This window comes from Halosolutus sp. YCN4, from assembly GCF_059736495.1.
Window position 1 is genome coordinate 691,033 of sequence record NZ_JCASSM010000003.1, and the last position, 24,139, is coordinate 715,171.

The 24,139-nt window shown below is 65.7% G+C and carries 24 protein-coding genes; 7 read left to right on the top strand and 17 right to left on the bottom strand.

Annotated elements, in window-relative coordinates; genetic code table 11:
* Window positions 1–57: 57 nt before the first annotated feature.
* The 3 genes from AC6I6X_RS13985 to AC6I6X_RS13995 form a co-directional block, all read right to left on the bottom strand.
* On the bottom strand, window positions 58–1,986 hold the full coding sequence (locus tag AC6I6X_RS13985) for an aldehyde ferredoxin oxidoreductase family protein (RefSeq protein ID WP_497931138.1): 1,929 nt from the start codon (window positions 1,984–1,986) through the stop codon (window positions 58–60).
* A 315-nt stretch (window positions 1,987–2,301) separates the two neighbouring features.
* Complete coding sequence (locus tag AC6I6X_RS13990) at window positions 2,302–2,496, bottom strand: DUF1328 family protein (protein ID WP_265112525.1); 195 nt, start codon at window positions 2,494–2,496, stop codon at window positions 2,302–2,304.
* A gap of 152 nt (window positions 2,497–2,648) precedes the next feature.
* Window positions 2,649–4,529, bottom strand: coding sequence for a bacterio-opsin activator domain-containing protein (locus AC6I6X_RS13995; protein ID WP_497931139.1), 1,881 nt, complete (start codon window positions 4,527–4,529; stop codon window positions 2,649–2,651).
* Window positions 4,530–4,639: 110 nt separating this feature from the next.
* Between AC6I6X_RS13995 and AC6I6X_RS14000 the strand changes: the two genes are divergently transcribed.
* From AC6I6X_RS14000 to AC6I6X_RS14010, 3 genes are all read left to right on the top strand, one after another.
* On the top strand, window positions 4,640–4,831 hold the full coding sequence (locus tag AC6I6X_RS14000; protein ID WP_250142063.1) for an HVO_0649 family zinc finger protein: 192 nt from the start codon (window positions 4,640–4,642) through the stop codon (window positions 4,829–4,831).
* A 125-nt stretch (window positions 4,832–4,956) separates the two neighbouring features.
* Window positions 4,957–6,057: an archaeosine biosynthesis radical SAM protein RaSEA gene (locus tag AC6I6X_RS14005; RefSeq protein ID WP_497931140.1), complete on the top strand. Its 1,101-nt coding sequence runs from the start codon at window positions 4,957–4,959 to the stop codon at window positions 6,055–6,057.
* A gap of 349 nt (window positions 6,058–6,406) precedes the next feature.
* The gene (locus tag AC6I6X_RS14010; protein ID WP_497931141.1) at window positions 6,407–7,381 is read left to right on the top strand and encodes a hypothetical protein; all 975 of its coding nucleotides are present in this window, start codon (window positions 6,407–6,409) and stop codon (window positions 7,379–7,381) included.
* A gap of 222 nt (window positions 7,382–7,603) precedes the next feature.
* On the opposite strand, the gene AC6I6X_RS14015 is transcribed toward AC6I6X_RS14010, so the two are convergent.
* The 6 genes from AC6I6X_RS14015 to ddfA all read right to left on the bottom strand — a co-directional run bounded on the left by AC6I6X_RS14015 (window position 7,604) and on the right by ddfA (window position 14,324).
* Window positions 7,604–8,761, bottom strand: coding sequence for an MFS transporter (locus AC6I6X_RS14015; RefSeq protein WP_497931142.1), 1,158 nt, complete (start codon window positions 8,759–8,761; stop codon window positions 7,604–7,606).
* 93 nt (window positions 8,762–8,854) lie between these two features.
* Entirely contained in the window at window positions 8,855–12,028 is a 3,174-nt protein-coding gene (locus tag AC6I6X_RS14020; RefSeq protein ID WP_497931143.1) for a PAS domain S-box protein, read from the bottom strand.
* 142 nt (window positions 12,029–12,170) lie between these two features.
* Window positions 12,171–12,851 carry a phosphoribosylformylglycinamidine synthase I gene (purQ, locus tag AC6I6X_RS14025; protein WP_497931144.1) on the bottom strand — a complete coding sequence of 227 codons (681 nt, stop codon included), beginning with the start codon at window positions 12,849–12,851 and terminating at the stop codon, window positions 12,171–12,173.
* A 59-nt stretch (window positions 12,852–12,910) separates the two neighbouring features.
* Window positions 12,911–13,162, bottom strand: coding sequence for a phosphoribosylformylglycinamidine synthase subunit PurS (gene purS, locus AC6I6X_RS14030; protein ID WP_497931145.1), 252 nt, complete (start codon window positions 13,160–13,162; stop codon window positions 12,911–12,913).
* Window positions 13,163–13,249: 87 nt separating this feature from the next.
* Complete coding sequence (locus AC6I6X_RS14035; protein ID WP_497931146.1) at window positions 13,250–13,621, bottom strand: rhodanese-like domain-containing protein; 372 nt, start codon at window positions 13,619–13,621, stop codon at window positions 13,250–13,252.
* 388 nt (window positions 13,622–14,009) lie between these two features.
* Window positions 14,010–14,324, bottom strand: a complete 315-nt coding sequence (ddfA, locus tag AC6I6X_RS14040; protein ID WP_497931147.1) for a DdfA family disk-determining factor — start codon at window positions 14,322–14,324, stop codon at window positions 14,010–14,012.
* A gap of 337 nt (window positions 14,325–14,661) precedes the next feature.
* Here ddfA and AC6I6X_RS14045 point away from each other — a divergent pair, with 337 nt between their 5' ends.
* Window positions 14,662–15,618, top strand: coding sequence for a formyltetrahydrofolate deformylase (locus AC6I6X_RS14045; RefSeq protein WP_497931148.1), 957 nt, complete (start codon window positions 14,662–14,664; stop codon window positions 15,616–15,618).
* Window positions 15,619–15,679: 61 nt separating this feature from the next.
* On the opposite strand, the gene AC6I6X_RS14050 is transcribed toward AC6I6X_RS14045, so the two are convergent.
* A complete protein-coding gene (locus tag AC6I6X_RS14050; RefSeq protein ID WP_497931149.1) occupies window positions 15,680–15,838 on the bottom strand; it encodes a DUF7576 family protein in 159 nt (52 codons plus the stop codon).
* A gap of 112 nt (window positions 15,839–15,950) precedes the next feature.
* Window positions 15,951–16,091, bottom strand: coding sequence for a hypothetical protein (locus AC6I6X_RS14055; RefSeq protein ID WP_497931150.1), 141 nt, complete (start codon window positions 16,089–16,091; stop codon window positions 15,951–15,953).
* Between the two features lie 79 nt (window positions 16,092–16,170).
* Here AC6I6X_RS14055 and AC6I6X_RS14060 point away from each other — a divergent pair, with 79 nt between their 5' ends.
* Window positions 16,171–17,478, top strand: a complete 1,308-nt coding sequence (locus tag AC6I6X_RS14060) for an acetamidase/formamidase family protein (RefSeq protein ID WP_497931151.1) — start codon at window positions 16,171–16,173, stop codon at window positions 17,476–17,478.
* 57 nt (window positions 17,479–17,535) lie between these two features.
* Here AC6I6X_RS14060 and AC6I6X_RS14065 read toward each other — a convergent pair whose 3' ends face one another.
* The 3 genes from AC6I6X_RS14065 to AC6I6X_RS14075 all read right to left on the bottom strand — a co-directional run bounded on the left by AC6I6X_RS14065 (window position 17,536) and on the right by AC6I6X_RS14075 (window position 19,467).
* Window positions 17,536–17,862, bottom strand: a complete 327-nt coding sequence (locus AC6I6X_RS14065; protein WP_497931152.1) for a DUF5789 family protein — start codon at window positions 17,860–17,862, stop codon at window positions 17,536–17,538.
* 202 nt (window positions 17,863–18,064) lie between these two features.
* Window positions 18,065–18,280 (bottom strand): hypothetical protein, encoded by a 216-nt coding sequence (locus AC6I6X_RS14070; RefSeq protein WP_497931153.1) that lies wholly within the window; start codon window positions 18,278–18,280, stop codon window positions 18,065–18,067.
* 167 nt (window positions 18,281–18,447) lie between these two features.
* The gene (locus AC6I6X_RS14075) at window positions 18,448–19,467 is read right to left on the bottom strand and encodes a phosphoribosylaminoimidazolesuccinocarboxamide synthase (protein WP_497931154.1); all 1,020 of its coding nucleotides are present in this window, start codon (window positions 19,465–19,467) and stop codon (window positions 18,448–18,450) included.
* Between the two features lie 199 nt (window positions 19,468–19,666).
* Between AC6I6X_RS14075 and cofH the strand changes: the two genes are divergently transcribed.
* Both cofH and AC6I6X_RS14085 read left to right on the top strand, forming a co-directional pair.
* Window positions 19,667–21,040, top strand: a complete 1,374-nt coding sequence (gene cofH, locus AC6I6X_RS14080; protein WP_497931155.1) for a 7,8-didemethyl-8-hydroxy-5-deazariboflavin synthase subunit CofH — start codon at window positions 19,667–19,669, stop codon at window positions 21,038–21,040.
* Between the two features lie 124 nt (window positions 21,041–21,164).
* On the top strand, window positions 21,165–21,443 hold the full coding sequence (locus AC6I6X_RS14085; RefSeq protein WP_497931156.1) for a hypothetical protein: 279 nt from the start codon (window positions 21,165–21,167) through the stop codon (window positions 21,441–21,443).
* A 100-nt stretch (window positions 21,444–21,543) separates the two neighbouring features.
* Here AC6I6X_RS14085 and AC6I6X_RS14090 read toward each other — a convergent pair whose 3' ends face one another.
* The 3 genes from AC6I6X_RS14090 to cofC all read right to left on the bottom strand — a co-directional run bounded on the left by AC6I6X_RS14090 (window position 21,544) and on the right by cofC (window position 24,114).
* On the bottom strand, window positions 21,544–22,077 hold the full coding sequence (locus AC6I6X_RS14090; protein ID WP_497931157.1) for an Hsp20/alpha crystallin family protein: 534 nt from the start codon (window positions 22,075–22,077) through the stop codon (window positions 21,544–21,546).
* A 188-nt stretch (window positions 22,078–22,265) separates the two neighbouring features.
* On the bottom strand, window positions 22,266–23,423 hold the full coding sequence (cofG, locus tag AC6I6X_RS14095; RefSeq protein ID WP_497931158.1) for a 7,8-didemethyl-8-hydroxy-5-deazariboflavin synthase subunit CofG: 1,158 nt from the start codon (window positions 23,421–23,423) through the stop codon (window positions 22,266–22,268).
* 55 nt (window positions 23,424–23,478) lie between these two features.
* The gene (gene cofC, locus AC6I6X_RS14100; RefSeq protein ID WP_497931159.1) at window positions 23,479–24,114 is read right to left on the bottom strand and encodes a 2-phospho-L-lactate guanylyltransferase; all 636 of its coding nucleotides are present in this window, start codon (window positions 24,112–24,114) and stop codon (window positions 23,479–23,481) included.
* Between the last annotated feature and the right edge of the window lie 25 nt (window positions 24,115–24,139).

The following is a 24,139-nucleotide window of genomic DNA, read 5'->3' on the forward strand; positions in this document are numbered from 1 at the left end:
GGCCGTGCTCGCGGGGCACAGCCCCGCTCGCAATTCCGCGGCGCGTAGCGCCGCGCGTCAGTCGTCCGACGGAGCCGCCGCACCACCCTCGTCCGCGCTGACGCCGGTGCCGGGTCCGATCTCGATCCCGAGTTCGTCGAGTTTCTCGTCGGGGACGACGCCGTCGACCCAGCCGCGGTAGTCGTAGTACTCTTCTTTCATCTCCTCGAGTTCGCAGTACTCGCCCTCGCTGGCACCCTGGCCGGGGATGCCGTCTTCGAGGAACCGCGCCGGCAGGGAGTCGTCGCTCCCGTCGAAGCCCGCGAGGTTGTTGTAGTACCGTTCGAGGTTGTAGACCCGCTCGCCGGCCTCCATCAGTTCCTCCTCGCTCACGTCCAGTCCGGTCATCCCGTTGTACTGGAGGACGTACTCCTCGATGCCCTCCGCGAACGCGTTGAACTTGCAGATGTCGAACGAGTCGCTGATGGCGTGGAGGTTCTGGAACTCAGCCGTGAGTTCGCCTTTCCCCTCGTACTCGTAGGGATCGACCTTCTCGGGGATGCCGAGGATCTCCGCGGCGGGCGTGTACCCGCGCAGGTGGCAGGCCCCGCGGTTCGAGGTGGCGTAGCCGATTCCCATCCCCTTCATGCAGCGGGGATCGTAGGCTGCGATCGTCTGTCCCTTGACCGCGAGCGAGTTGTCGTGGGCGTCGCGGGCCTCGGCCACGCGGCGCGGCCCCTCGGCCAGCAGGTCCGCGAGGTCGTCCTCGCGGCGGGCGATCCGCTCGATCATGTCGATCATCGTCTCGGTGTCGCCCCACTCGAGGCCGCCGACATCGTCGAGTTTGCCCTCCTCGGTCATCTCCATGGCCATCGCCATCATGTTGCCCGTCTCGATCGTGTCGACGCCCATGTCGTTACAGCGATCGATCATGAGGGCGATCTCGTCGCGTGCGGAGTTGCCGGAGTTCGGCCCGAGTGCGTAGGCCGATTCGTACTCGTAGGACTCCATCCGGACGTTCATCTCCTCGCCCTTGTGCATCGCCTGCACCTCGACTTCCTTCTTGCAGGCGACGGGACAGGAGTGGCAGGTGGGCTCGTCGACGAGGATGTTCTCCCGGACGTTCTCGCCGGAGACCTCCTCGGCGTCGATGTCGACGCCCTCCGCGTCGCGCATAGCCCGGGTCGAGGTGAACTTCCCGTTTTTCGTCGGGAGGCCGTCCATCTCCTCGGCGACGTTCATCAGGACGTTCGTCCCGTACATCGAGAGGCCGCCCTCGTTGGGGGCGGTCACTTCGGACTCCTGGATGGCCTGCATCGCCTGCTGGTGCCCCTCCGTGAACGTCTCCTGGTCCGCCGGTTTGGGCATCTTCGTCGAGGACTTGACGACGATCGCCTTCAGCCCCTTGTTGCCCATCACGCAGCCGGTGCCGCCCCGGCCCGAGGCGCGATCGTCCTCGTTGATGATGCAGGCGTACTTGATCTCGTTCTCGCCGCCGGGACCGATCCCCATGAAGCTCAGGTTCTTCCCGTAGGTGCCGTCGACCTCCTCCTCGAGCGCGTCACGGGTCTCGTGGACGCCTTTGCCCCAGAGGTCCGACGCGTCGCGGAGTTCGACCTCGCCGTCCTCCACGTAGGCGTAGACCGGGTCGTCGGCCTGTCCCTCGAACAGCAGGCCGTCGAAGCCGGCCCACTTCAGACGCGCGCCGGACCAGCCGCCGTGGTGACTATCCGTGACGGTGCCGGTGAGCGGCGACTTCGTACAGACGGCGATTCGGCCGCTCATGGTCACCTGCGTGCCCGACAGCGGCCCGTTCATGAACGCCAGCAGGTTGTCGGGCCCCAGCGGATCGACGTCCGGCCCCTGCTCGAAGACGTGCTTTACCCCCAGGCCGCGCGCACCGATATACTTCTTCGCGTCCTCGTCGTCGATCGACTCGTACGCGACCTCCCCGTCCGAGAGGTCGATGCGGGCGACCCTGTCCTGAAAACCGCCGAGTTCTGTCATGGTAAACCCTATCTCTTATCTATGCTGTGGAGGCTGTTAGTCGTTCCCAACGTTGTGTAACCACTCGTGGTTACGTCACCGTGGGAGCGGACGGCCGATCGACGCTCCGAAGGGGCGAAACGTCACCGATTCGGAGCGACACCAGCGGCAGGCAAAACCTGCGAACTCGAAACCAGAACCGATCGCGGGTCGTCGCGAGCGGAACGCGGGGCGTGTGGATACAGTTCGGAGGTGTGAACCCGATCAGGTCGGAAGCCGATACTCGCGGGTAGCGCTGGCGACCGACGATCGACGACTGGCGGGGCCCGCGCCCGCCTACAACAGCAAGGCGACGACCGCGAGGATGATGAAGATCAGCACGAAGATGCGAGCGATCTCCATCGAGATGCCGGCGACGCCGCGGGCACCGACGGCGGCGGCGACGATCGCGAGGACGAAAAAGATCACTGCCCAGTACAGGAATCCACCGCCGCCGACCTGGAGCGGGGTCGCCGTTGCGAGTTCGAGCATGAAACCGGCTGCCACGTCGGCTTACATAAACGGAGGCGACCGTCCGACCCTCTAAGAACGGACTACAACGGGTTAACGTGCCGTTCAACGACGCAGGGGAGAGGGTCGACGATCAACGGGACGTGCGGAACCGCGGCCGCAGGTCGACGGACTCACTCGTCGCCGAAGAACGCCCGGCACAGTTTGGCTTCCGCCGTCCGCAGGTGTTCGTGGAAGGTCGGCCGGGAGACCCCCATCGACTGGGCCAGTTCCTCGCCGGTCGTCGGCCGGGGCCACTCGAAGTAGCCGCCGAGATAGGCCCGCTGTAACGCGCCGAACTGCCGCTCCGTGAGTCGGTCCTCCAGACGGGCCGCGAACTCCTGGCGCGTCTCCCCCTCGCGGTCGCGCTGCTGGAACGAGATGACGTCGGTCCCCTCGTACCGGTCCTCGACGGCCTCGACGATCGATCGCACGTTGGCCGAGCGGGGGATCTCGAGGGTCACCCGGGCGCGGCCGCCCTCGCTCTCGATCGCTCGCGTCCGGACGCCGCGCTCGGAGAGCCACCCGACGAGGTCGTCGTCGCCGGTCACCTCGACCAGGCAGGTGTCGCCCTCGTCGCGCTCGACGAGGACGGAGAGATCGATCCCCGGCAGGTCGTCAGCGGCCGCGGCGAGATCCGCACCGCTGGCGCCGGTGGCAGTGAACAGCGACGCCGTCTCGTCGCCGGTGCGGTGGACCGAGCGACGATATTCGAGGTGGCACCCGGTCGCGGCCGAGATCGCGACCGGCGCGAGCGACCGATCGGTGAGTTCGAGGTCGACGGCGACGACGGCGTCCGTCGCGAGCATCCGACTCGTTTCGCGCGCGTTGACCCCGCTCGCGACGGCCCGGGCCAGCGCCGAGAGGATGACCGCCTCGCGGTCGCCGATCGGGCGATCGCGATCCGTACAGACCGTCAACACGCCGTACTCGATCCCGTTGTAGATCAGCGGGAACGCCGCGTGGGTCGTCCCGTCGATCGTCGCCACGGTGGCCTCGTTCGCCGCGAGCGCGTCCGCCGTCGGATGATCCGCGTCGGCCGACACGTCGTCGAGTTCGACGCCGGCACTCGATCGCACCTCGATCGTCCCGATCGCGGGATTGCGCTCCCCGATCCAGACCCCGTCGTAGGCCGCCTCGGCGGCGATCCGGTCACAGACCGCGGCCTCGAGTTCCGATCTCGTGGTCGATCCGGCGACGACGTCCGTGACGTCCTGGATCAACCCCTCCACCCGATCGAGGATGTACTCGAGTTCCTCGGTTCGGCGCTCGAGTGCGAGTTCGGCCTCCTTGCGCGCCGTGACGTCGTTCTGGAAGCCGACGTAGTTGGTCACCTCGCCCGCGTCGTCGCGGACGGGCGCGATGGTCACCTCGTTCCAGAACTCGGTGCCGTCCTTGCGGTAGTTCTTCAGTTCGACGGTGACGGGCCGTTCGTCGTCGATCGCCGCCCGCATCTCGGCGATCGCGTCGGGATCGGACTCTTCGCCCTGCAGGAGCCGACAGTTCCGGCCGACCACCTCGTCGAAGCCGTAGCCGGTCAGTTCCTCGTAGGCGTCGTTGATGTAGACCAGCGGATTGTCCGGCCGGTCGGGATCGGAGATCGAGATCCCGACCGGCGCCTCGTTGATCGCCCGGTCCTTGACGGCGCGATCGCTCGCCGCCGTCTCGGCGTCCGCCGTGAGTTTGAAGGTGATCGTCGCCCCGTCGTCTCCCCTGTGGACGCGGGCGTCGTACCGACCGTGGTCGATCGCGACGGCCCGAGCGGTCCCGACCGTCGTTTCCGTGATCGCCGCCTCGAGCGCGTCCCAGTGGGGTTCGAGGGTGGTCGTCGCGTCCCACCGGCCCGTACCGTCGTCACCGGTCTCGTCCGCTGACGGCAGGTCGAACGCGTCCCGGGCCGCCGGGTTCGCGTACGTGACCGTCTCGTCGGCGACCGCAACGACGGGGTCGACGACCTGTTCGAGGGCAGTCGCTGCCGCCGGATTCGGCCCGCCACCCGTGTCGACAGTGTTCATGAGCCTACATAGGAAGGACATTCGTAAAGAACCCCCGGCGTTGTAGAGCAGGGGACCCGGCACCCGACGCACCCCCGAATGTTATATCGTACCACGTTATACGGTAACGCATGTCTGTACACCGATCGCCGTTCGAGCGCCTCCGGGCGAAGTTCGACGAGTCGGAGGCCCGCTGCGGGGAGTGTGGCTACGTCGTCGAGGACGGCGGCTGGCGAGTCACCGCCGCCGGGAGCCGCGTCCGATACCAGTTCGTCTGTCCCACCTGCAACGCCGTCGAGACCAGAGTGATGCGTCTCGAGTAGGGACCAGCCGAGCGTCGTAGCGAGCCGACTGACGAGTGGCGCTTCTGTCGGGCCTCGACCCCGCGAGTGGCGACGATCGGGGCCAGACGAAGGCGCTTTACGCGCTGGACCGCTTGCCCCGTACAATGAGTAAACCCACGCCCGAGGTCTACGAGCAGGGCAAGGGCATGGACGCCCACAACAAGGTGATGCGGGAGATCCGCTCGCGCAAGGAGGCGAGCTACGATCCCCACGAACCCACCCGCGTCTGGCTCGACGAGGACAACACGCCGACCGGCGTCAAGCGGAGCCTGACGATCATCCTGAACACCGGCGGCTGTCGCTGGGCCCGCGCCGGCGGCTGTACGATGTGTGGCTACGTCGCGGAGAGCGTCGACGGCGGCTCCGTGTCTCACGAGGCGCTGATGGACCAGATCGACGTCTGTCTCGACCACGAGGCGGAACACGCGGACGAACCCGCCGAACTCATCAAGATCTACACCTCCGGCTCGTTCCTGGACGAGCGTGAAGTCGGCGCGGAGACCCGACGAGCGATCGCCGAGACCTTCGCCGACCGCGAGCGGATGGTCGTCGAGTCCCTGCCGGACTTCGTCGATCGCGAGAAGATCGGCGACTTCACCCGACACGGGATCGACACCGACGTCGCGATCGGGCTGGAGACGGCCACCGATCGCGTGCGTCACGACTGCGTGAACAAGTACTTCGACTTCGCGGACTTCGAGGCGGCCTGTGCGGAAGCCGCGACGGCGGACGAGGACGCAGGCGACGACGCCGAGGCGGGGATCAAGGCCTACCTCCTGATGAAGCCGCCGTTTCTCACCGAGTCCGAGGCGGTCGACGACATGATCTCGTCGATCGAGCGCTGTGCCGACGTCGCGGGCTGTCACACCGTCTCGATGAACCCCTGTAACGTCCAGCGCTACACGATGGTGGACGAACTCTACTTCAACGACGGCTACCGGCCGCCGTGGCTGTGGTCCGTCGCGCACGTCCTCGAGGAAACCGCCGACGTCGACGCGATCGTCGTCTCGGACCCGGTCGGCCACGGCTCCGATCGCGGCCCGCACAACTGCGGGGAGTGCGACGACCTCGTCCAGAAGGCGATCAAGGACTTCGACCTCCGGCAGGATCCGACCGTGTTCGAACAGGTGTCCTGTGACTGCGAGCGGACCTGGGAGGTCGTGATGGAGCGCGAGCGGAGTTTCAACCAGCCGCTGACGCGGTAGTCGGGTCGCCGCCGATGCGGTAACGGACCCGGGTCACCACGGACTGGCTCTGTTGAACCCCTCTGTATCTGACAAGATTTGCCTGCTGAATACAAGGCGCGAGTCTTGCACGAGGGACTAGTCTGATCGAGGCAGTCGAGATCGGAGATATCGCTCCAGAGTAAAGGCATACCTCAAATATAAAAAGAGTGTAAAATCAAGAGAACGAAGAATATATCGAGGCGAAGCAACCGAGCGTATTCGGTAAAAACGGTGGAATCGATCGACTCGGTTACGCCACGAGTTAAATGGGTAAGACAAGACCCAATTTCACAGAAAGCATATACTTGTCCGCCGACACCGTCAGGACGTGAACCGTCGAGATTTCATTGTTGTAGGAAGTGCCTCCTTCAGTGCTGCCGCTTCTGGCTGTTTGGGATCCACAGAATCGGAAGATCAAGATGACGAGTGGGTGGGAGTAGCCGTCCGCCCGGATGATCTTATAGTAGGATTCGATGACAAACAATTTATTCTTATAGAATTGATCATATCAGACAACCAGGGAAAGAGACTTCCTGATGAAAATCAAGAACATCAAATCAAAATAGATACTTCTCCTTTGGGACGATATGGGGGAGATGTAGGAAGTCTCTCTGTAGAAACGGCAGATCAGGAAAGTCTGCCTTCCAATACTGTTACCCCAACTATCGATATATTAGACATTACCGATGGAGTGATTGACCTTGTGGTATCCCGGCTGGAGGATGTACCATATGAGTATTTCCTCGGGTTAGAACTGACGGGGTTTCAGTTCACAGATATCGGATCAATGAGCAGGGTTAAATACGATGTTCAATCTCCTGACGATTATGTGGAAGCCGTATATGTGCATTCCGATGATAGTGGTGACGGTAACGGGGAGTTCAAACTCATAGACCCTCAATTGCTCCCGCCGACATTATACCCGGAACGCCTCTCTGACCATGATCAGTCTCAACCGCTCTCTATCGAGTGGCTAACCCCAGAAGCTGACGAACTATTCATTGATATTGATATGTCTACGCTCGAGGAATATGGAACGATCGAAGGGGCAGTAATTAACGAAGAGGAAATTCGCGGTGCAGTCCTTGAGAGAGCAACGATCGATGACTGGACGGTATCGATGAGATTGGTGCCGGATTCGGACACTAATTATGTCGGGGTGGATATCTCCATTAATGGGATTGAAATAACAACTGCGGATCCAGTAGAGAGTTTAGCATATGAGATGACTGTTGAAGGTGATGCTCACGAGACGGTGGAGACGGAACCGTTCGACATTTATAGGGAGGGGAGCGAGCGGTAAGTACCCCATATCTATCCAATAGTTAGTTCATCGAATTCCTCCCGAAATGAATGAATGCTCTGTGCTGTATTGAACCTCTATATTCAGCAGGATTCCTGAAATCTATCTCCGAGCAAGTATTTCGACAGTTCCCACGGACTGTCTGCTGCCCCACCACGAGGAGGTTCGAATACCGAACACTGTCACGGATCGCCGACCGGGCAACGGCCTGTCTGCGACGGATCAACTCGGGAGTCGCCCCGCGCGTTCGAGGACGACGAGGACGACGATCGTCGCCCCGAGGAGGAGCGCGGCGCTGGCGAACACCGCGTCGTAGGCGTAGCCGCGTTCGATGAACAGGCCGAGGACGGACGAGCCGATCGCCTGGGTGAGCATCCAGATCGAACTGAACACCGCGTAGGCGCTCCCACGGGACGAGTCCGGGAGCGTATCGAGGAGATACGTGTCCGTGGCGGGGAACAGCGCGTGAATGACGAAGCCGACGACCGCGCTGATCGCGACGAGCGCGACCAGACCCTCGATCATCGTCAGGGCGAGCAGGCTCGCGGAGAACGTCCCGACGATCGCGAGCAGGTACGGCACCTGCGGGAACCGGTCGGCCAGATCGCCGCCGAAGAAAAACGCGGGCACGCCGGCGGCGAAGACGATCGTGAGCATCGTCCCCGCCGCCCGGTCGGAGAGCCCCTTCGACTGCATGTACAGCTCGTAGAAGTTGAACACGCCCTGCCAGACGAACGACGCCGCGCCGACGATCGCCAGCGCAGTCACGATGAGTCGCCACTCCGACAGCGCGCCGGCGACGAAGTTGCGATCGGACTGGCCCGCCGTCGGCATCTCGGTTCGCCTCGCGGCGAGCCACGTGTAGGCCGTCACCGCCGCCGCGCCGGCGGCGATCGCCCACAGCGAGAGCCGCCAGTCGACGAGCAGCGTGAGGAGGACGAACGGTGCGGCGATCACCGCGGCGATCTGGCTGGCGGCCCCGTGGATCCCGACGACCCGGCCGACCCGCTCGGGGTAGAGTTCGCTCAGGAGCGGGTTCGCCGAGACGAAGTAGACGCCGGAGGCGATGCCCATGAGGAACGCCCCGATCATGAGGTGCGGAACCGACCTCGCGGTCGCGGCGAGCGCGGACGACCCAGCGAGGATCACCCCGGACGCGACCACGACGTGGTGACGCGGTACTTTCGTGAGGAGCCACCCCGTGGGGAGGCGAAGGGAGGCGCTCCCGACCCACGCGAGGGTCACGATGAGTCCGGCCGTCGCCTCGCCGATCGCGAACTCGTCGATAAACACGTTCAAGAGCGGTGCGAAGACGATTCTCGCGAGGTTGAGGAGAAAGACGAGACCACAGAGGGACGCGAAGAGTCGAGCGCGGCTCACAGTCACCCATTCCGACAATCGATCACAAGCGTTCCGAAATCAGTGCGCCACGCCGATCGGCTGTCCACTCCGAACGACACTATCAGCCCGCCGTCAGGATCGGCCCGATCGATCGTCAGTCACCCGCTCGTCGACCCCCGAGCGGGCGGATTCCACGTCGGTGCGCGGAATTTCGAGCGTGACGATCGTCCCGCGGGGGTCGTTCTCGCCGAACCGCAGTTGTCCGCCCGTCTGGGTGACGACCCAGTTGACGAGCCAGAGGCCGAGTCCGCTGGCGTGGCGCAATTGAGTGATTTCCTCGTCTTCCTGGAGCAGGGCTCGTTCCTCGGCCGGGATTCCGGGGCCGTTGTCGGCGATCGAGAGCGTCACCATGCCGTCCTCCCGGCAGTCACGCAGTTCGACGTCGACGGTCGGTGTCGGCTCGTCGTTGTGTTCGACCGCGTTCGCTAACACCTGGAAGACCGCGGTCTGGAAGTAGTCGTCCGTCCGGGCGTAGATGCCGTCGGTGACCGAACAGGAGACCTCGACCTCGGGATACGTCGATTCGAGACGCGACGCGGCCTGCTGGACGACCTCGGTAATGTTGACCGGCCCGGTGGCCGCTTCGCCCCGTTCGAGCGTCCGCTCGACCGCCCTTGTCTTCTCGGCGAGACTGATGAGTTCGCTCGCCCGTTCCTGGATGCTCTCGGCGTACTCGACGTCGTCGCCCTCGACCGCCTCGGCCAGCATCTGCGCACAGCCGGTGATGATGTTCATCCCGTTTCGCAGGTCGTGGCGCAGCACACGGTTCAGGATCTCGACCCGTTGCTGGCGCTGCTTCTGTTCGGTGATGTCCGTGTAGAGCCCGAACGCCCGCTCGGACCGTTCGTCGATCTGCATCGGGACGACCCGGAGCATGAAGTCCCGCAACCCGTCGGCCGTCCGGCGTTTGACCTCTGCTTCGACGGGTTCGCCGCGACCCCCTTTGGCGTTGAGTCGATCGGCGTCGGCCGTCCGATCGGTCGGGACGATGAACCGATCGAGGGGTTCGTCGACGACGGTCTCCTCGTCGTAGCCGAAGAGGCGCTCGAACGCCGGGTTGACCTCCTCGACCGTGGGTCCGGAGCCGAGTTCGCGAACGCTGACGACAGCGTCGGGGACGTTCTCGAACAGCGCGACGAAGCGATCGCGCTCCGCCCTGAGTTCGGACTCGAACGCCAGTCGATCCAGCGTGTCGCTGACGTGCGAGAGCAACAGTTCCGCGAGTTCCTGGTCGTCGGCGTCGAACGCGTTCCGGTCCGTCGCGACGGCCTGGAAGACGCCGTGGTCGCCGATCGGCACGCTGAGCAGGGACCGGTACGTGTCGGCCTCGCCGGCCGCGTCCTCGGCGTCGGCCACGTCCCCGATCCGGTAGGTTCGCCGGTTCCGATACGTCTTGCCGGCGATCCCCTCCTCGACGTGGATCCGCTCGACGTAGTCGGCGTCGTCGAGGGTCGAGGAGATCGCTTCTTTCACGAGGTACTCCCCGTCGATCCGATCGGCCACGCAGACGTCGAAGTTCAACACCCGCTCGGCGGCGTCGACGGTCAACTCGAACACCGCCTCCCGCGTCTCGCAGTCGTCGAGTCGGGACGCGATCTCGTGGAGGCTCTCGATCTTCGCCTTGCGATCGACGAGTTCGCGCTGCATGCGCTTGCGGTCGCTGATGTCCCGGAAGATGCCGACGGTCCCCTCGAGGTCACCGTCGGCCCACAGGAGCGTCATGTTGACCTCGCCGGCGATCCGCTCGCCGTCGGCGGCTTCGGCGGTCACCTCGTAGGTCGCGACCCGATGGTCGTCGGCCGAGAGCAGCGCCCGGATGCGTTTCCGGCCGCGCTCGACGCTTTCCTCGGTGAGGACCGTCGACACGTGTTCCCCGAGCAGCTCCTCGCGATCGTAGCCCGTCAACTCGGTCAGCGTGTCGTTGACGGTGACGAAGTAGCCGTTCCGGTCCAGCGCGTAGACGCTGTCGCCGACGGTCTCGACGACCGTCTTCGTCCGTTCGAGTTCCCGTTCGCGGTCGGCCCGATCGAGCGCCGCCTCGGCGGTCGCGGCGAGAACGTGAACGAGGTGGATGTCGACCACGTCGAGGTCGTCCGTCCCGGACGATGCGACCGTCAGGAGACCGTGTTCCCCGAGCGGATGCAGGATCGCGTTCCCGACGGTGCGATCGAGGTCGTACGGAACCATGTCCGCGGACGCGTCGTCGATCACGGCCGGTTCCCCGTCCTGGTAGACGTCCCAGAGGAGGCCGTCGTCCGGCCCGATCGTCGAGAGGTCGCCGCTGTGGACCTCGAGCCGAGACGTCGTCGCGGCGATCCTGAGCGTCTCGGTCTCGTCGTCGTAGAACCTGATGCCGGCGAGTGACTGATCGATTACGTTTTCGGTCGCGTCCATGACGATCTCGCCGATCTCCGCGACCGATTCGGCGCGCATCAGTTCGTTCGTCGTCTCCTGAAGCGCCTCCAGCGCGTTCGCCCGCTTGATGTCCCTGGTAACGTCCTGGACGAACGAGAGGACGCTGACGACCTCGCCGTCGTCGACCAGGGGCGTACTGAACCACTCGCAGGTGATCGGCGTCCCGTCCTTGCGGACGTTCTGGACGACGCGCCGACTGACCGATCCCGCGACGTCCTCGTCGACGAGGTCGGCCCAGTACTGGTCGATCGCGTCGTGATGCGCTTCGGGAACGAGCAGTTCCGTCGCCGATTTCCCGACGGCCTCGGAAGCCGCGTATCCGAACAGGTCCGCCGCGGCCGGGTTCCAGCTGCCCACGGTCCGATCGAGCGTCCACTCGACGATCGCGAGCGGCGACTGCTCGACGAGCAACGCGAGCCGATCGGAGGGATCGGTCGACGACCCGACGCGGACGACGGCCCGGTCGTCGTGGCGATCGCGGTCGGCGAGTTCGTCGAGCCGCGAGACGAGGGTATCGACCCCCTGCGATCGCGGGACGTAGCCGTCGGCTCCGGCGGCGATCACCTCGCCGGCGAGCGCTTCGCTCCCGTCGATCGGGAAGACGACGATCGGCAGGTCCGCCCGACGGTCGCGGACCTGCCGACAGAGGTCGACGGGACTCGCGTCGGGAAGGCGATCCGACGTCACCACGCAGTCGGCACTCGGGAGTCGCTCCAGGCAGGCGGCTGCGGACGCGACGACCTCGACCGTGAACGCGGCGTCGCTCGCGGCCGCGCTGACCTCGCCCGTCGCATCGGGATCGACGTACACGATACGTGTTCCGTGGGCCATGGGACGTTCTCTGATCGTTCGAGTACCGGGACCGACGAACCGGGGAGTCCTAACCGTTCGACTCGTTTCAATCGGTGAGTCCTGGTTCGGCAGTCGTTGGAGGGAATCGACGGAGGGGGAGAATAAGTGTGATGGCCGGCCGTCAGGACGACTCGAAGCCACGGAGGACGCCCTGCCCGTCCGTGGGGCCGACGTCCGGGAGCGTCGCGCGCTCGGGATGGGGCATCAGGACCGCGACGGAGTCGGTCTCGCCGAGGACGCCCGCGACGTCGTGTTTCGAGCCGTTCGGATTCGCGTCCGGCCCGGTCTCGCCGGTCTCGTCGCAGTACCGGAAGAGGACCCGGTCCGCGTCCTCGAGTTCGGCCAGTCGATCGTCGTCGATCTCGTACCGGCCGTCGCCGTGGGCGATCGGCACCTCGATGACCTCGCCCGCCTCGTAGGCCTCGGTCCACGGCGTGTCCGCCCGCTCGACCCTGAGGTAGACGTGTTCACACTGGAAACGAGCGCTCTCGTTGGTGGTGAACGCGCCCTCGGTCAGCCCCGCCTCGCAGCCGATCTGGGCCCCGTTGCAGACCCCGAGGACGGGGACGCCGTCGGCGGCGGCCTCGCGGACGTCGGCCATGATCGGCGATCGGGCGGCCATCGCACCCGCACGGAGGTAGTCACCGTAGGAGAAGCCCCCGGGAAGCAAGATTCCCGTGGTGTCCTCGGGCAGACCGTCCTCGTGCCAGACGATTTCGGCGTCGATTCCAAGGTGGTCGAGCGCGCGCTCGGCGTCGCGGTCGCAGTTCGAGCCGCCGAATCGGATGATCGAAACTGTCACAGTCGCCACCCCCTGGTGGTGCGACCGACAGTTTCGGTCAGTGTGATCGAAACCGTCATCTACCGTTCGTCGACCTCCACGTCGTAGTCGTGGATGGTCGGGTTCGCGAGTAGCCGTTCTGCCATCTCGCTCGCGCGCTCGTGAGCGGCCTCCGCGGAGTCCGCGTCGAGGTCGACCTCGAACCGGTCGGCCGATCGGAGCGCCTCGAGTTCGAAGCCGAGACGCTCCAGGGCCTGCTTCGTGGTCTCGGCCTCGGGATCCAGGACGCCGCGTTTGAGTCGAACCGTCACCGTCGCGGTGTAGGCGGTCATTACGTTGAATCCCGTATCCGTGCTCAAAAACGCTTTCGACTTTCCTGTGTAATGCACGTTCGTGGATATGCGATCGGCGCAGCGCGATCACGGGAGCAGCCGACGGATCGCGGCACCGAGTCGGTAGCCGAGTGATCCGTTTCGGTAGCCCTTCCAGCGGCGCATCCCTCCCGCGAGGGTCGTGGCGTCGTACCCCTCCTCCTCGAGGACCGCGGTCGCCTTCCGGGCGACGATTCCCGCTTTGCAGACCGTGACGACGGTCCCGTCGTCCGGAATCCGCGAGAGCGAATCGCGCAGTTCGGAGTCGTCTCCACCCCGGAGCGCGTGGTACACGGGAACGTTCCGACTCCCGTCGATGTGTGATTGCTGGTACGTCTTCCGCGGTCGAATGTCGAGAACGAACACCCGATCGTCGCCTTCGAGTCGCCGCTCGAGTTCGGCCGGACTTATCTTGCTCATAGAACCCAATATCGCCCACGTCCACAAAACAAGTCGGGTTCGCGTCGCCGGCAGTATCGTCCGTGTGGTCTTCTATCCTCGAGGGGGCCTCGAGCGGTCACCTGTCGTACTTGTCGTCGTTGCGGTCCTCGCGATGGGGATGTTCGCCGTCGTCGAGCGACACCTCGAGAACGTACCTGACGAGTGTGCGCAGGACGATCGCGACCTCGACCGCGTCACCGGTCGATACCCGCTCCCCCTCGCGCGACGCTCCGTCGACGTCGGGCGGCCGATCCGTCGACGACCACGGGTACGGATCGATGCCAGTCAGTTCCGGTACAACCGCAGAACGGTTCGGGGTCGTGCCGGTAACGCGGTACAGCAGACCGTCTCACTGCCCACAGCCCACTTACCCCTCCCGCGTGACGACGACGGTTCCGCTCGCGTGGACCGTTATCGAATACGCGTCGAATCGGAACGAAACCCGACCGCCGTTCCGGGTGGTGGACCCGTTCGCGGGTTCGAAGAGCGTCTCGAGGCTGTCCGGGTCGATCCGATCGTAGAGTCGGTCGAGTTCCGCCGGGTCCCGCCCCGAGAGGCTCGAAACGGTCGAGACGATGGTGGTAGATAGTGAGGTGTCGGTCTCCCAGTCGTGGGAGACGACCGCCGTCTCCGTCTTGGGGTCGATCCCAGCTCCGCCGTGGTTCGATCGTGTTGCAGTCATTGTATTCACCGTGCGAAGATCGTCACGCGTCGTGACACAAGGTCCCACCACAGACGACTCCATAAAACCCTGTCAGACATTTTGCACGAGTTTGTACGACGAATACAATTCGATCGGGGGACGTGGGAGGGGTCCGGGTCACCCGTTTGTCAGACACCGATCGTCGTGCGTGCGTCTGACACAACTGGACCAACTGGACCGATCGGGAGACTGGGGAGCGCCACTACGGGGTGGTGTCCACCGTTCTCACACGCACCCACGGAAAGCAGGACTTTTAGCCGCCCGTAGACTGGATCCGTACTGATGGATCGACATTCGCTCGAGCGGAGGTGGCAGGATGACGACTGACCTGACCGAAATCACGGTTATCGGAGACGACGACACCGGACTGATCGCTCGCGTCACGAGCCTCCTGTTCGAGCGCAGGATCAACATCGAGGACCTCGACCAGGCGGTTCGGGACGGCGTCTTCCGGATGTACCTCGCGGTGGACACCTCGGAGATGGTCTGTACCGAGGAGACGCTGCGCGCGGACCTCCACGACCTCGGCGACGACCTCGGACTCGACGTCCAGGTCCGGTTCCCGGCCGATCGGGACCACCAGCGGATCGCCGTCCTCGTCACGAAGGAGAGCCACTGTCTCGAGGCGCTGTTCGAGGCGTGGGCCAACGACGAACTCGGGGCCGACATCGGGGTCGTCATCGGTAACCACGACGACCTCCAGCCGCTCGCCGAACACTACGACGTGCCGTTCCACGACATCGGCGACGATGGCGGCCAGCAGAACGAGGACCAACTGCTCGAACTCCTCGGCGAGTACGACGTCGACCTGATCGTCCTCGCGCGCTACATGCGCATTCTCTCGCCCAACGTCGTCTTCCGGTACGAGGATCGGATCATCAACGTCCACCCCTCGCTCCTGCCGGCGTTCCCCGGTGCCGAGGCCTACCGCCAGGCCCTGGACGAGGGCGTCCGCGTCGCCGGCGTCACCGCCCACTACGTGACGACCGACCTGGACCAGGGACCGATCATCACCCAGCGCGCGTTCGACGTCCCGGACGACGCCGACCTCGACGACATGAAACGTCGCGGCCAGCCACTGGAGGCCAGCGCCCTGCTGGAGGCCGTCCGGCTTCACCTGAACGGCGACGTCTCCGTCCATCGCGGCCGGACGAGCGTGCGCGAGAACGGCGATCGCTACCAGCTCGGCCTGCCCGAGGAACTGGAGGACGTCACGCCGGACCGGCCGGTCGACGGGATCGGGACCGCGGTCGCCGAGGACCGGTCCCAGTAATCGCATCGAAGCAGAACTCCGGATCACCCTTTTCGGCCACAGCGCCGAACCGCGAGATCGGTCAGGACTCCCAGGCCGCCAGACAGTCGTCGCTACAGAAGTGGGTGTGGATCGCCGTCCCCTCCTCGATCGTGGTCACGACTCGTCGGTCGTCCGTCGATGCGACGGGCAGGCCGCAGTAGTGACAGTCGGGTTCGTCCTCGTCCACCGAATCGATCATGGGTGACGGGACGGACGCCGTTCACTTCAACGAACCTGTTGTGGCGGCGTCGTTCACTCGAGCGCACCGAACGACACGATCGCGATCGAGTCGTCACGCGACGGACGACCACTCACACGTTCTCCCGATCGATCGCGACGCCCTCGAACAGCGGGTGGAGGTCGTCGTCGAGTTGCGCCTTCAATTTGATTAGCGATGCGATGGCAGCCTGGCGATCCGATCGCGGTCCGCGAGCCGACCGCCCCCGCGTCACATCACGAATCCTGACCGTGACGGGCTGTGACGTGTGTACTGCAGGGTTTATCGACGGGGCCGCCGTAATTTGGTATGGTATGTCACAACGAGAGATTCAGCAAGAACTGTCCGTCGACCAGTACACGCTCGGCCTCGTCGGTCCCGACCAGGAGTGGGCGGGAACCGTCGCCGACGGCGGTACGATCGAGACGTACACGCCGCCGGCCTGCTGGGGGCCGATGATTACACCCGAGTTCCGCGGCGGCCACGAGGTAACCCGGCCGATCCGGGTCGAGAACGCCGAGGTCGGTGACGCGATCGCCCTGCGAATTCGGGAGATCGACGTGACGAGTCTCGCGACGAGTACGGGATCGATGCGCGAGCGCGAGGGCGCGTTCGGCGACGATCCGTTCGTCGACCACCGCTGTCCCGAGTGCGGGACGGAGTGGCCCGACTCCGTCGTCGAGGGCACCGGCGAGGACGCCGTCCGCTGTGCGGAGTGTGGCGCGAACGCCTCCGCCTTCGGCTTCGAGTACGGCTACACCGTCGCCTTCGACGACGACCACACCGTCGGCCTCACGATGGATCGGGAGGGTGCTCACGAACTCGCCGAAGACGCCGAGGCGGTGATGGACATCCCCGAGAATTCCCGGCAACACCCCATCCTGCTGTACGAGCCCTCGGAGATGCCCGGCACGCTCGGTCGCCTGCGCCCGTTCATCGGGAACGTCGGCACGACACCACCCGTCGAACTCCCGGACTCGCACAACGCGGGCGACTTCGGCCAGTTCCTCGTCGGCGCCGAGCACGACTGGGGTCTGGAGAGCGAGGCGGACCTCGAGGAGCGCACCGACGGCCACATGGACGTCCCGGAGGTCCGGGCTGGTGCGACGCTGATCTGCCCGGTCAAGATCGACGGCGGCGGCGTCTACGCCGGCGACCTCCACGCTAACCAGGGCGACGGCGAACTCTCCCTCCACACGACCGACGTGAGCGGCACCGTGCGGATGGACGTCGAGGTCATCAAGGGGCTCGAGATCGACGGCCCGATCCTCCTGCCGAACGAGGAGGATCTACCGTTCATCAGCCGACCCTACAGTGAGGACGAACTCGAGGCGGGCCGCGAACTCGCCGACAAACACGGCGTAGACATGGCGGTCGACATGGGGCCGATTCAGGTCATCGGCTCGGGTGCGACGATCAACGACGCCACCGATAACGCCTTCGATCGCGCCGGGAAACTGCTCGACATGAGCGAGGGCGAGGTCCGATCGCGGTGTACGTTCACCGGCGGCGTCCAGATCGGTCGACTCCCCGGCGTCGTCCAACTGGACATGCTCGCCCCGATGGACGTCCTCGAGGAACGCGGGATGGCCCACCTGGTGCGCGAGCAGTACGATCTATAGACCACGACGACGAGCGGACGGTCGGCTCCCCCTGTGACGCCGGCGGGAGTCGACTCGTCAAAACGACAGTTGCTCGTCCTGTCGTCGCTCACCGAGGGCCGGCGGGGTCCGATCGGAGTAGTACTTTCGGCCGATCGCCCGGCTGTCGACCATGTTGAAGATCGCCTCGCGGGCCTCCGCGGGAGACTCGTACGTTTCGGCGGCGATCGGATCGAGCACCTCTTTGATCAGGGTCGACCCCCACGGGAGTTGAATCGCGTCCTCGCCGTAGACGTCGACGAGTTCCTCCGTCGTGATCGGATAGCCGTGCTCGCGGAGTTTCGAGTAAAGGTCGCCGAATTCGACCCCGAGCTCGCGGGTACGTTCTGGGTGGTTGTCGGTCATGGGATCAACTCGGGCGTCGTACCACTGCGAACGGCATACCTCTGGGGGTGGCACGATCCGGCCGAACCGTCGCGTGCACGGCTCGAACCGCCGTCCGACGCGTCGATACGGCGATCGGACCGAATTGCAGGCTCGTCGCTGGACGAAACGGGACGTCTCGATTCACAGTGACAGAAAACCGAGTCGCGTCGAGCGGCGATCTCTAGTCGGCCTCGTTGGTCGTCTGGTCGATCGACGGGCCGCCGTTCGGGGTGGCGTTCAGTTGCTCCGTCCACGACTCGGAGAGGAGGGGTGCGATCGCGAGGAAGGCGAACACCGCGACGATAATCAGCAGCATGACGCTGGCGACGATCGCGATCGCGCCGGTCGGACTGGACGGGACGATACTGGCTGCGAGTCCACCGATGGGAGCCGTCATTTGTGCTCGTCACACGGTCGGGACGCCCGCCATATGAGGGTTACTTTGTGCGCCGAGCGTCGCAGGGGAATCGACGCCGTCAGCGGGAGAAACGTGGTAACACGCCTCGCGACTGGAGCGGGTTCGCACGGACGAGATCCGACGGCGATCGATCGGGAGTGAGCGGGTCAGAGACGCTGGACGGCCCCGATCGCGCTCGAGAGCGGCGGTGCGTCGAACAGGTCGCGGTCCATGTACGCGTTGGCACCGGCGCAGTACATGTCCCGGGCCGTCTCGATCACGGATCCGTCGAGCGGTTCGGGATCGACGTCACACAGTCCCTTCCAGCCGGCGACGCCCTCCCGTTTCGCCTCCGCTTTCGCCTCGGAGACCGCCTCGACCCACTCCGGCTGGGTGCGCTTGTGGTACTGGCGGATCACTTCCTTCGAGAGCTGGGTACCCTCGTAGCTGAAGCGGTTCTCGTCGAACGTGCCGACGACGTCGCCGACGCGTATCTCGCCCCCGTAGTAGAGACACTCGATCTTGCCGTCCTCGTGGACCAGCCCGGCCGCGTCGGCCTGCTCGGTGACGATCCGGTTGACCTCGCGCGCGACCGACTCGAGGTCGTCGATAGCGGCGTCGCCGGCGATGTAATCCGCCTCCTCGCGATCGAGGTAGCGATCGCTCTCCTCGTACTTCGTGGAGAACTCGACGATCGGCTCGTCGAGGTCGACGGCCTCGTCGGGCCACGCCGCGAAGTCGAGACCGTGGTCTGGGGGGTCGGTCCGCCGGCGCAGGCTCGACCCGACGGGGACGCGGTTGCGGAAGACGATCTCGAGCGGGACGAGGTAGTTCTCCCCCGTGTCGGCGTGGTAGGCCTCGTAGTCGTACTCCCGACCCTCGTGTGGCAGGTCGGGCACCTGCGTGAGGTCGATCGCCATCTCCCAGGGCGGGTTCTCGACGTCCGCGAGGGAGACGACCTCGCCGTTCTCGACAACACCGCGGTAGTGGGTCGGGACGCCCTCGGACTCGAGCAGTTCGAAGTTGAACGCGCCCATCGAACAGAGGCTGGCCCCCTTCTGGGGGATCTGGTCGGGCATCTTGCCCCAGTCGAAGACGGAGTAGTCGTCGGTGAAGACGAACGACCCGCGACCGAGGCTGTCGGCCGTCGCTTCCGCCTCGATCCGGAACTCTTTGACACTCGTCATCCGAGACACCCCCGGGCACGCGGGCCGCAGTTCATACACCAGTTGCTGTGGGCGGACGGTAAGAAGGTTTCAGTATCGTTGTGGCGGGCCGTCGCTGCCGACGGCGATCGGAAAACGCCCGCATCGGTCACGCTCCGGAACTGCATGCCCGTCGCTGGGACCATCACGCTTTTCTCACTGTACCGGCATCGGTACGACGATGGAGCGACCGGTGACCGACGCCAACCTCACGTTCGACTACGTTCCCGAGACCGACCAGTCCTTCGAGAACGCACTGGCAAAGGCGCGCGACGGCGATCGACTCACGGTCGACGACGCGATCGAGTTACTCACCACGGGAACGGACGTCGAGGGCATCCGCCGCGATCGCAAAGAGCGGGTGCTCGAGGCGGCCGATCGGCGCCGCGCCGAGGTGGTCGGCGAGGAGGTCACCTTCGTCGCGAACCTGAACAACAACGTCACGACGGCCTGTAACGTGGGCTGTCTGTTCTGCAACTTCAAGGACGCCGCCCACACCTTCGAGCGGGACGCGGCGGTCGAGACCGCCGGCTTCACGAAGACGCCGAGCGAGTCCCGCGCGATCGTGGCCGACGCAGTCGCTCGCGGGATCTACGAGGTTACCTCGGTCTCCGGCCTCCACCCGGCGTTCGCGCTGGACGAGGAGCACCGGGAAATCCTGGAGGCCCACCCGGAGCCGAAGGAAGTCAACTACAAATCGCCGGCCATCTACGAGACGAGTCCCGGTACCTACGTCGATCAGATGTCGGCGATGAGCGTCGACGGCGTCCACGTCCACTCGATGACCCCCGAGGAGGGGTACCACGCCCGCCGCGGCACGGACTGGTCCTACGAGGAGGTCTACGGCCGCCTGAAGGAGGCGGGACTCGACACCGTCCCCGGGACGGCCGCGGAGATTCTCGTCGACGAGGTTCGCGACGTCATCTGTCCCGGCAAGATCGGCACCGACGACTGGCTGGAAGCGATGGAGGCCGCCGCGAACGTCGGACTCGGGCTGACGGCGACGATCATGTACGGTCACGTCGAGAACGAGGCCCACCGCGCCCTGCACCTGAAGCGCGTTCGCGACCTGCAAGAGCGGGTCGACGGCGCGATCACGGAGTTCGTTCCGCTCTCGTTCGTCCACCAGAACACGCCGCTGTTCGAACACGACGTGGTGTCGGGCGGCGCCTCGCAGGCCGAGGACGAACTCATGATCGCCGTCTCGCGGCTCTTCCTCGACAACGTCGATCACATCCAGTCGTCGTGGGTCAAGTACGGTGACGAGGGCGGACTGAAGATGCTCTCGTGCGGCGCGGACGATTTCATGGGAACGATCCTCTCCGAGGAGATCACCAAACGCGCCGGCGGCGAGTACGGCGAGTACCGCTCGGTCGCCGACTACGTCGAGATGATCGCCTCGATCGGCCGCGTGCCGGTCGAGCGATCGACCGGCTACGACGAACGGCGCGTCATCGACCCCGACGACCCGCCGTTCGGGCCCCGCCTCGGGCCGAAGGCGGACGGGACGCCGCTGTTGACCGACGAGGAACGACCGATGCCGGCCGACGACTGATACGGACTGCTGTACCGATGTCCCGGCGCAACCGCCGCCCGGATCGCGGTTGCGCCGGAACTGACTTACAGTAAACCGTATGAGGCCGGATCAGCTTTTTCCCGACTCCGACCGTTCCCCCGATATGAATCATCTCGTCCCGATCGACGACGACCGGTGGCACCTGCCGAACCACGCCCGGGTCGTCGTCTACGAGCGCGAGGCGAGCGATCGCGGACTGCTCACGATCTACGACTGCGCCGCCGCACAGAAGCCGCCGAAAGCGCAGTTGCTCGGCACCCTCGAGTCGATCGACGCCAGCGCCGCGGTCGAGTCGAATCCGACGGGCCGGGTCGTGAAACTCCGCGAGGAAGCGACCCTCGAACGGACCGACGACGATCGGTTCGGGATCGCGTCCCGATAGCCCGCCGATCGACTCGGGGTCGTGCGGACTGCTGGACGTCAGTTTCGGCGCAACAGCGACCCGCCGGCAATCGCCCGGTACATCGGTACAGCAGTCCGTATCAGGAGTTGTCCGGCCGCAGCCTGACCTCGAGCACGCCGTTGTTGAACCGGACCCTGGTCGCCTCGACCGATCGCCACGGCGTCGCGACTCGTTCGAGGACGACCCCCGAGACGGTGATCACCAGCTCGCTCGTCCGCGGATCGATACCGACCGAGACGTCGTCCCCGTTCGCGTCCGGAACGTCGGCGGTGACGACGAACTCGCCGTCGGCGCGCCGAGTGTCGACGAGGGGCCCGGCGGCCGATGGTGGCCGCCGACGCGTCGCGCGAACGCCGCTCGATCGATCGCCGACGGTCGATCGGTCGGAGTCGTCGTCCGACCGACGTCCCCGGTCAGTCGGCCGATCGATCCGTTCGGCCGGTGGCGGCAGGACGTCGGTGACAGTCACGTCGACGAGGGCATCGAGGAGGTCCGTTAGCGACCGAAGTCCGACCTCGAAGCGGAATCCACTCGCGCCGGTTCGATCGTCGCCGCCGTCGGGTGTCCCGTCCGCAGAGGAATCGTCCTCCGTCGGCGGTCGGTCGTCGCTCACGCCGGCTCACCACCGCGGATCCGGGGAACGGACTGAATTGGTACGTTGTGACACACCATACCAGGAAGTAGTGGTCAGCCCACAATAAGTCGTCGGATGTGGGGAGGAGAACGGTCGCGACGGAGGGAAAAGCGGCCGCGACGTGCGGAGAAACGGCCGTGACGCGCGGAAAACGCCCGCGTCGATCGTCAGTCGGGAGTGCCGTCCCGGAGCACGCTCCGGTATCGGTCCCCGGCCGCGTCGTCGGCCGCGAGGGCCGATCGGATCGTCGGGGAGATCCACGCCCGGTCGCCGTCGTCCGCCCCGTCCGCGGGCACCCCGTCGAACTCCGCCGGTCGCAGGTCGGCGGGCAGGAACCGTTCGTAGACGGGCAGGCGCTCGTGCAGAGGGAGCCCCGCTGTCTCGGCGATCTCCTCGAGTTCCCGCAGGGCGGGCCACTTGTAGTCGGGATTGATGTGATCGTCGGTGATCGGCGAGACACCGCCGAGGTCGTCGACGCCGCAGTCGATCAGGTCCCGGGCGGGCGCGAGGTTCGGCGGGACCTGTACGGAGATTTCCGCCGGCAAGGCGACGCGGGCCATCGCCGTCACGCGGCGCATGGTTTCGAGGTCGGGTGAGCCGTCGGACCACCGCTCGTTCTCCACCACCGGCTGGACGATCACCTCCTGGACGTGGTCGTACCGGTCGTGCATCTCGGCGATCGCGAGCAGGCTCTCGGCCCGATCGCGCCACGTCTCGCCGATACCGACGAGGATCCCCGTGGTGAAGGCGACGTCGAGTTCGCCGGCGGTCCGGATCGTTCGCAGGCGCTGGGCCGGTTCCTTCCGTCGCGGGCCGGCGTGGGCGTCGACCGCGGCGGTCGACTCGAGCATGACGCCCATGCTGGCGTTGACGTCGGCGACTTCGGCCATCTGCTCGCGAGTCTGGTCGCCCGGGTTGGCGTGTGGCAGGAGCCCCTCCTCGAGCGCGACCTCGCAGGCCTCGCGGAGGTAGGTGTGGATCGAGTCGTGGCCCCACTCCGCCAGCTGGTCGTGGATCGCCGTGTAGCGATCGTCCGGATCGTCGCCGAAGGTAAAGAGGGCCTCCGTACAGCCCGCGTCGGCCCCGCGCTGGCAGATTTCCCGGACCTCCTCGAGAGAGAGCAGGGAGGCCTGTCCCGGCGGATCGAAGTACGTGCAGTAGGTACAGGTGTAGCGGCAGGCCGTCGTCAGGGGGACGAAGACGTTGCGCGCGAACGTCAGCTCCGACGGCCCGGCGACGTCGCCCGGTTCGACGTCCAGCAACCGCTCGACGGCCGCGTCGTCGATCGACAGATCGATACCGTACTCGCTCGCCCCGGGAAGCATCACCTCGGAGTGTCGCCGCGGCGCACATAAGGCTTCACCTTCGATCGGTTCTGCCTCAGTCCCGCGCCGACGAGACGCGGGCGACGTCGACCCGGCCGTCGGAGGCGTCGAGTTCGAACCCGAACTCCCGAAGCCTGTCGGCCGCCCGGCCGTCGGCGTGGACGAGCACCTCGACGAGATCCGCCGGTTCGTCGACGTCAGTCGCGAGCCGGAACGAGTCGATCGTCTCGACGGCGGCCCCGACCTCGCGGGCGATCGCACGGTGATCGAGATACGACGCGCCGTGGTAGTCGACACGGAACTCGGGGTGGCGAACGACGAGCGCGTTCGTTCCGCCGCCCCGCCCCGGCGCGATCACCACGTCACCGTCCGCCGAGAACAGTCGTGCGAGCGCCGCCGGCGTCGCCAGCGCCAGATCGGCCATGACGATTGCGACGGGGCCGTCCGCAGCCGCGAGCCGTGCGTTGACCGCGGGCGTCAGCGGCCGGTCGTCGACCGCGACCGAGTCCGTATCGACCGCGAGATCGAGGGGCTCCGTCGCCAGGACCGTCGGCTCGTGGCCCGCGTCGGCGACGGCAGTGACGACGTCCGCGAGCATGGCTCGCGCGACCGTCGATCGCTCGTCGGGATCGAGCACCGGCTCGAGCCGGGTCTTCGGGTTCTCGACTGCGAACGGGACGACGACCTGCATCTGGGGGACGTAGCCGGTACGCGCT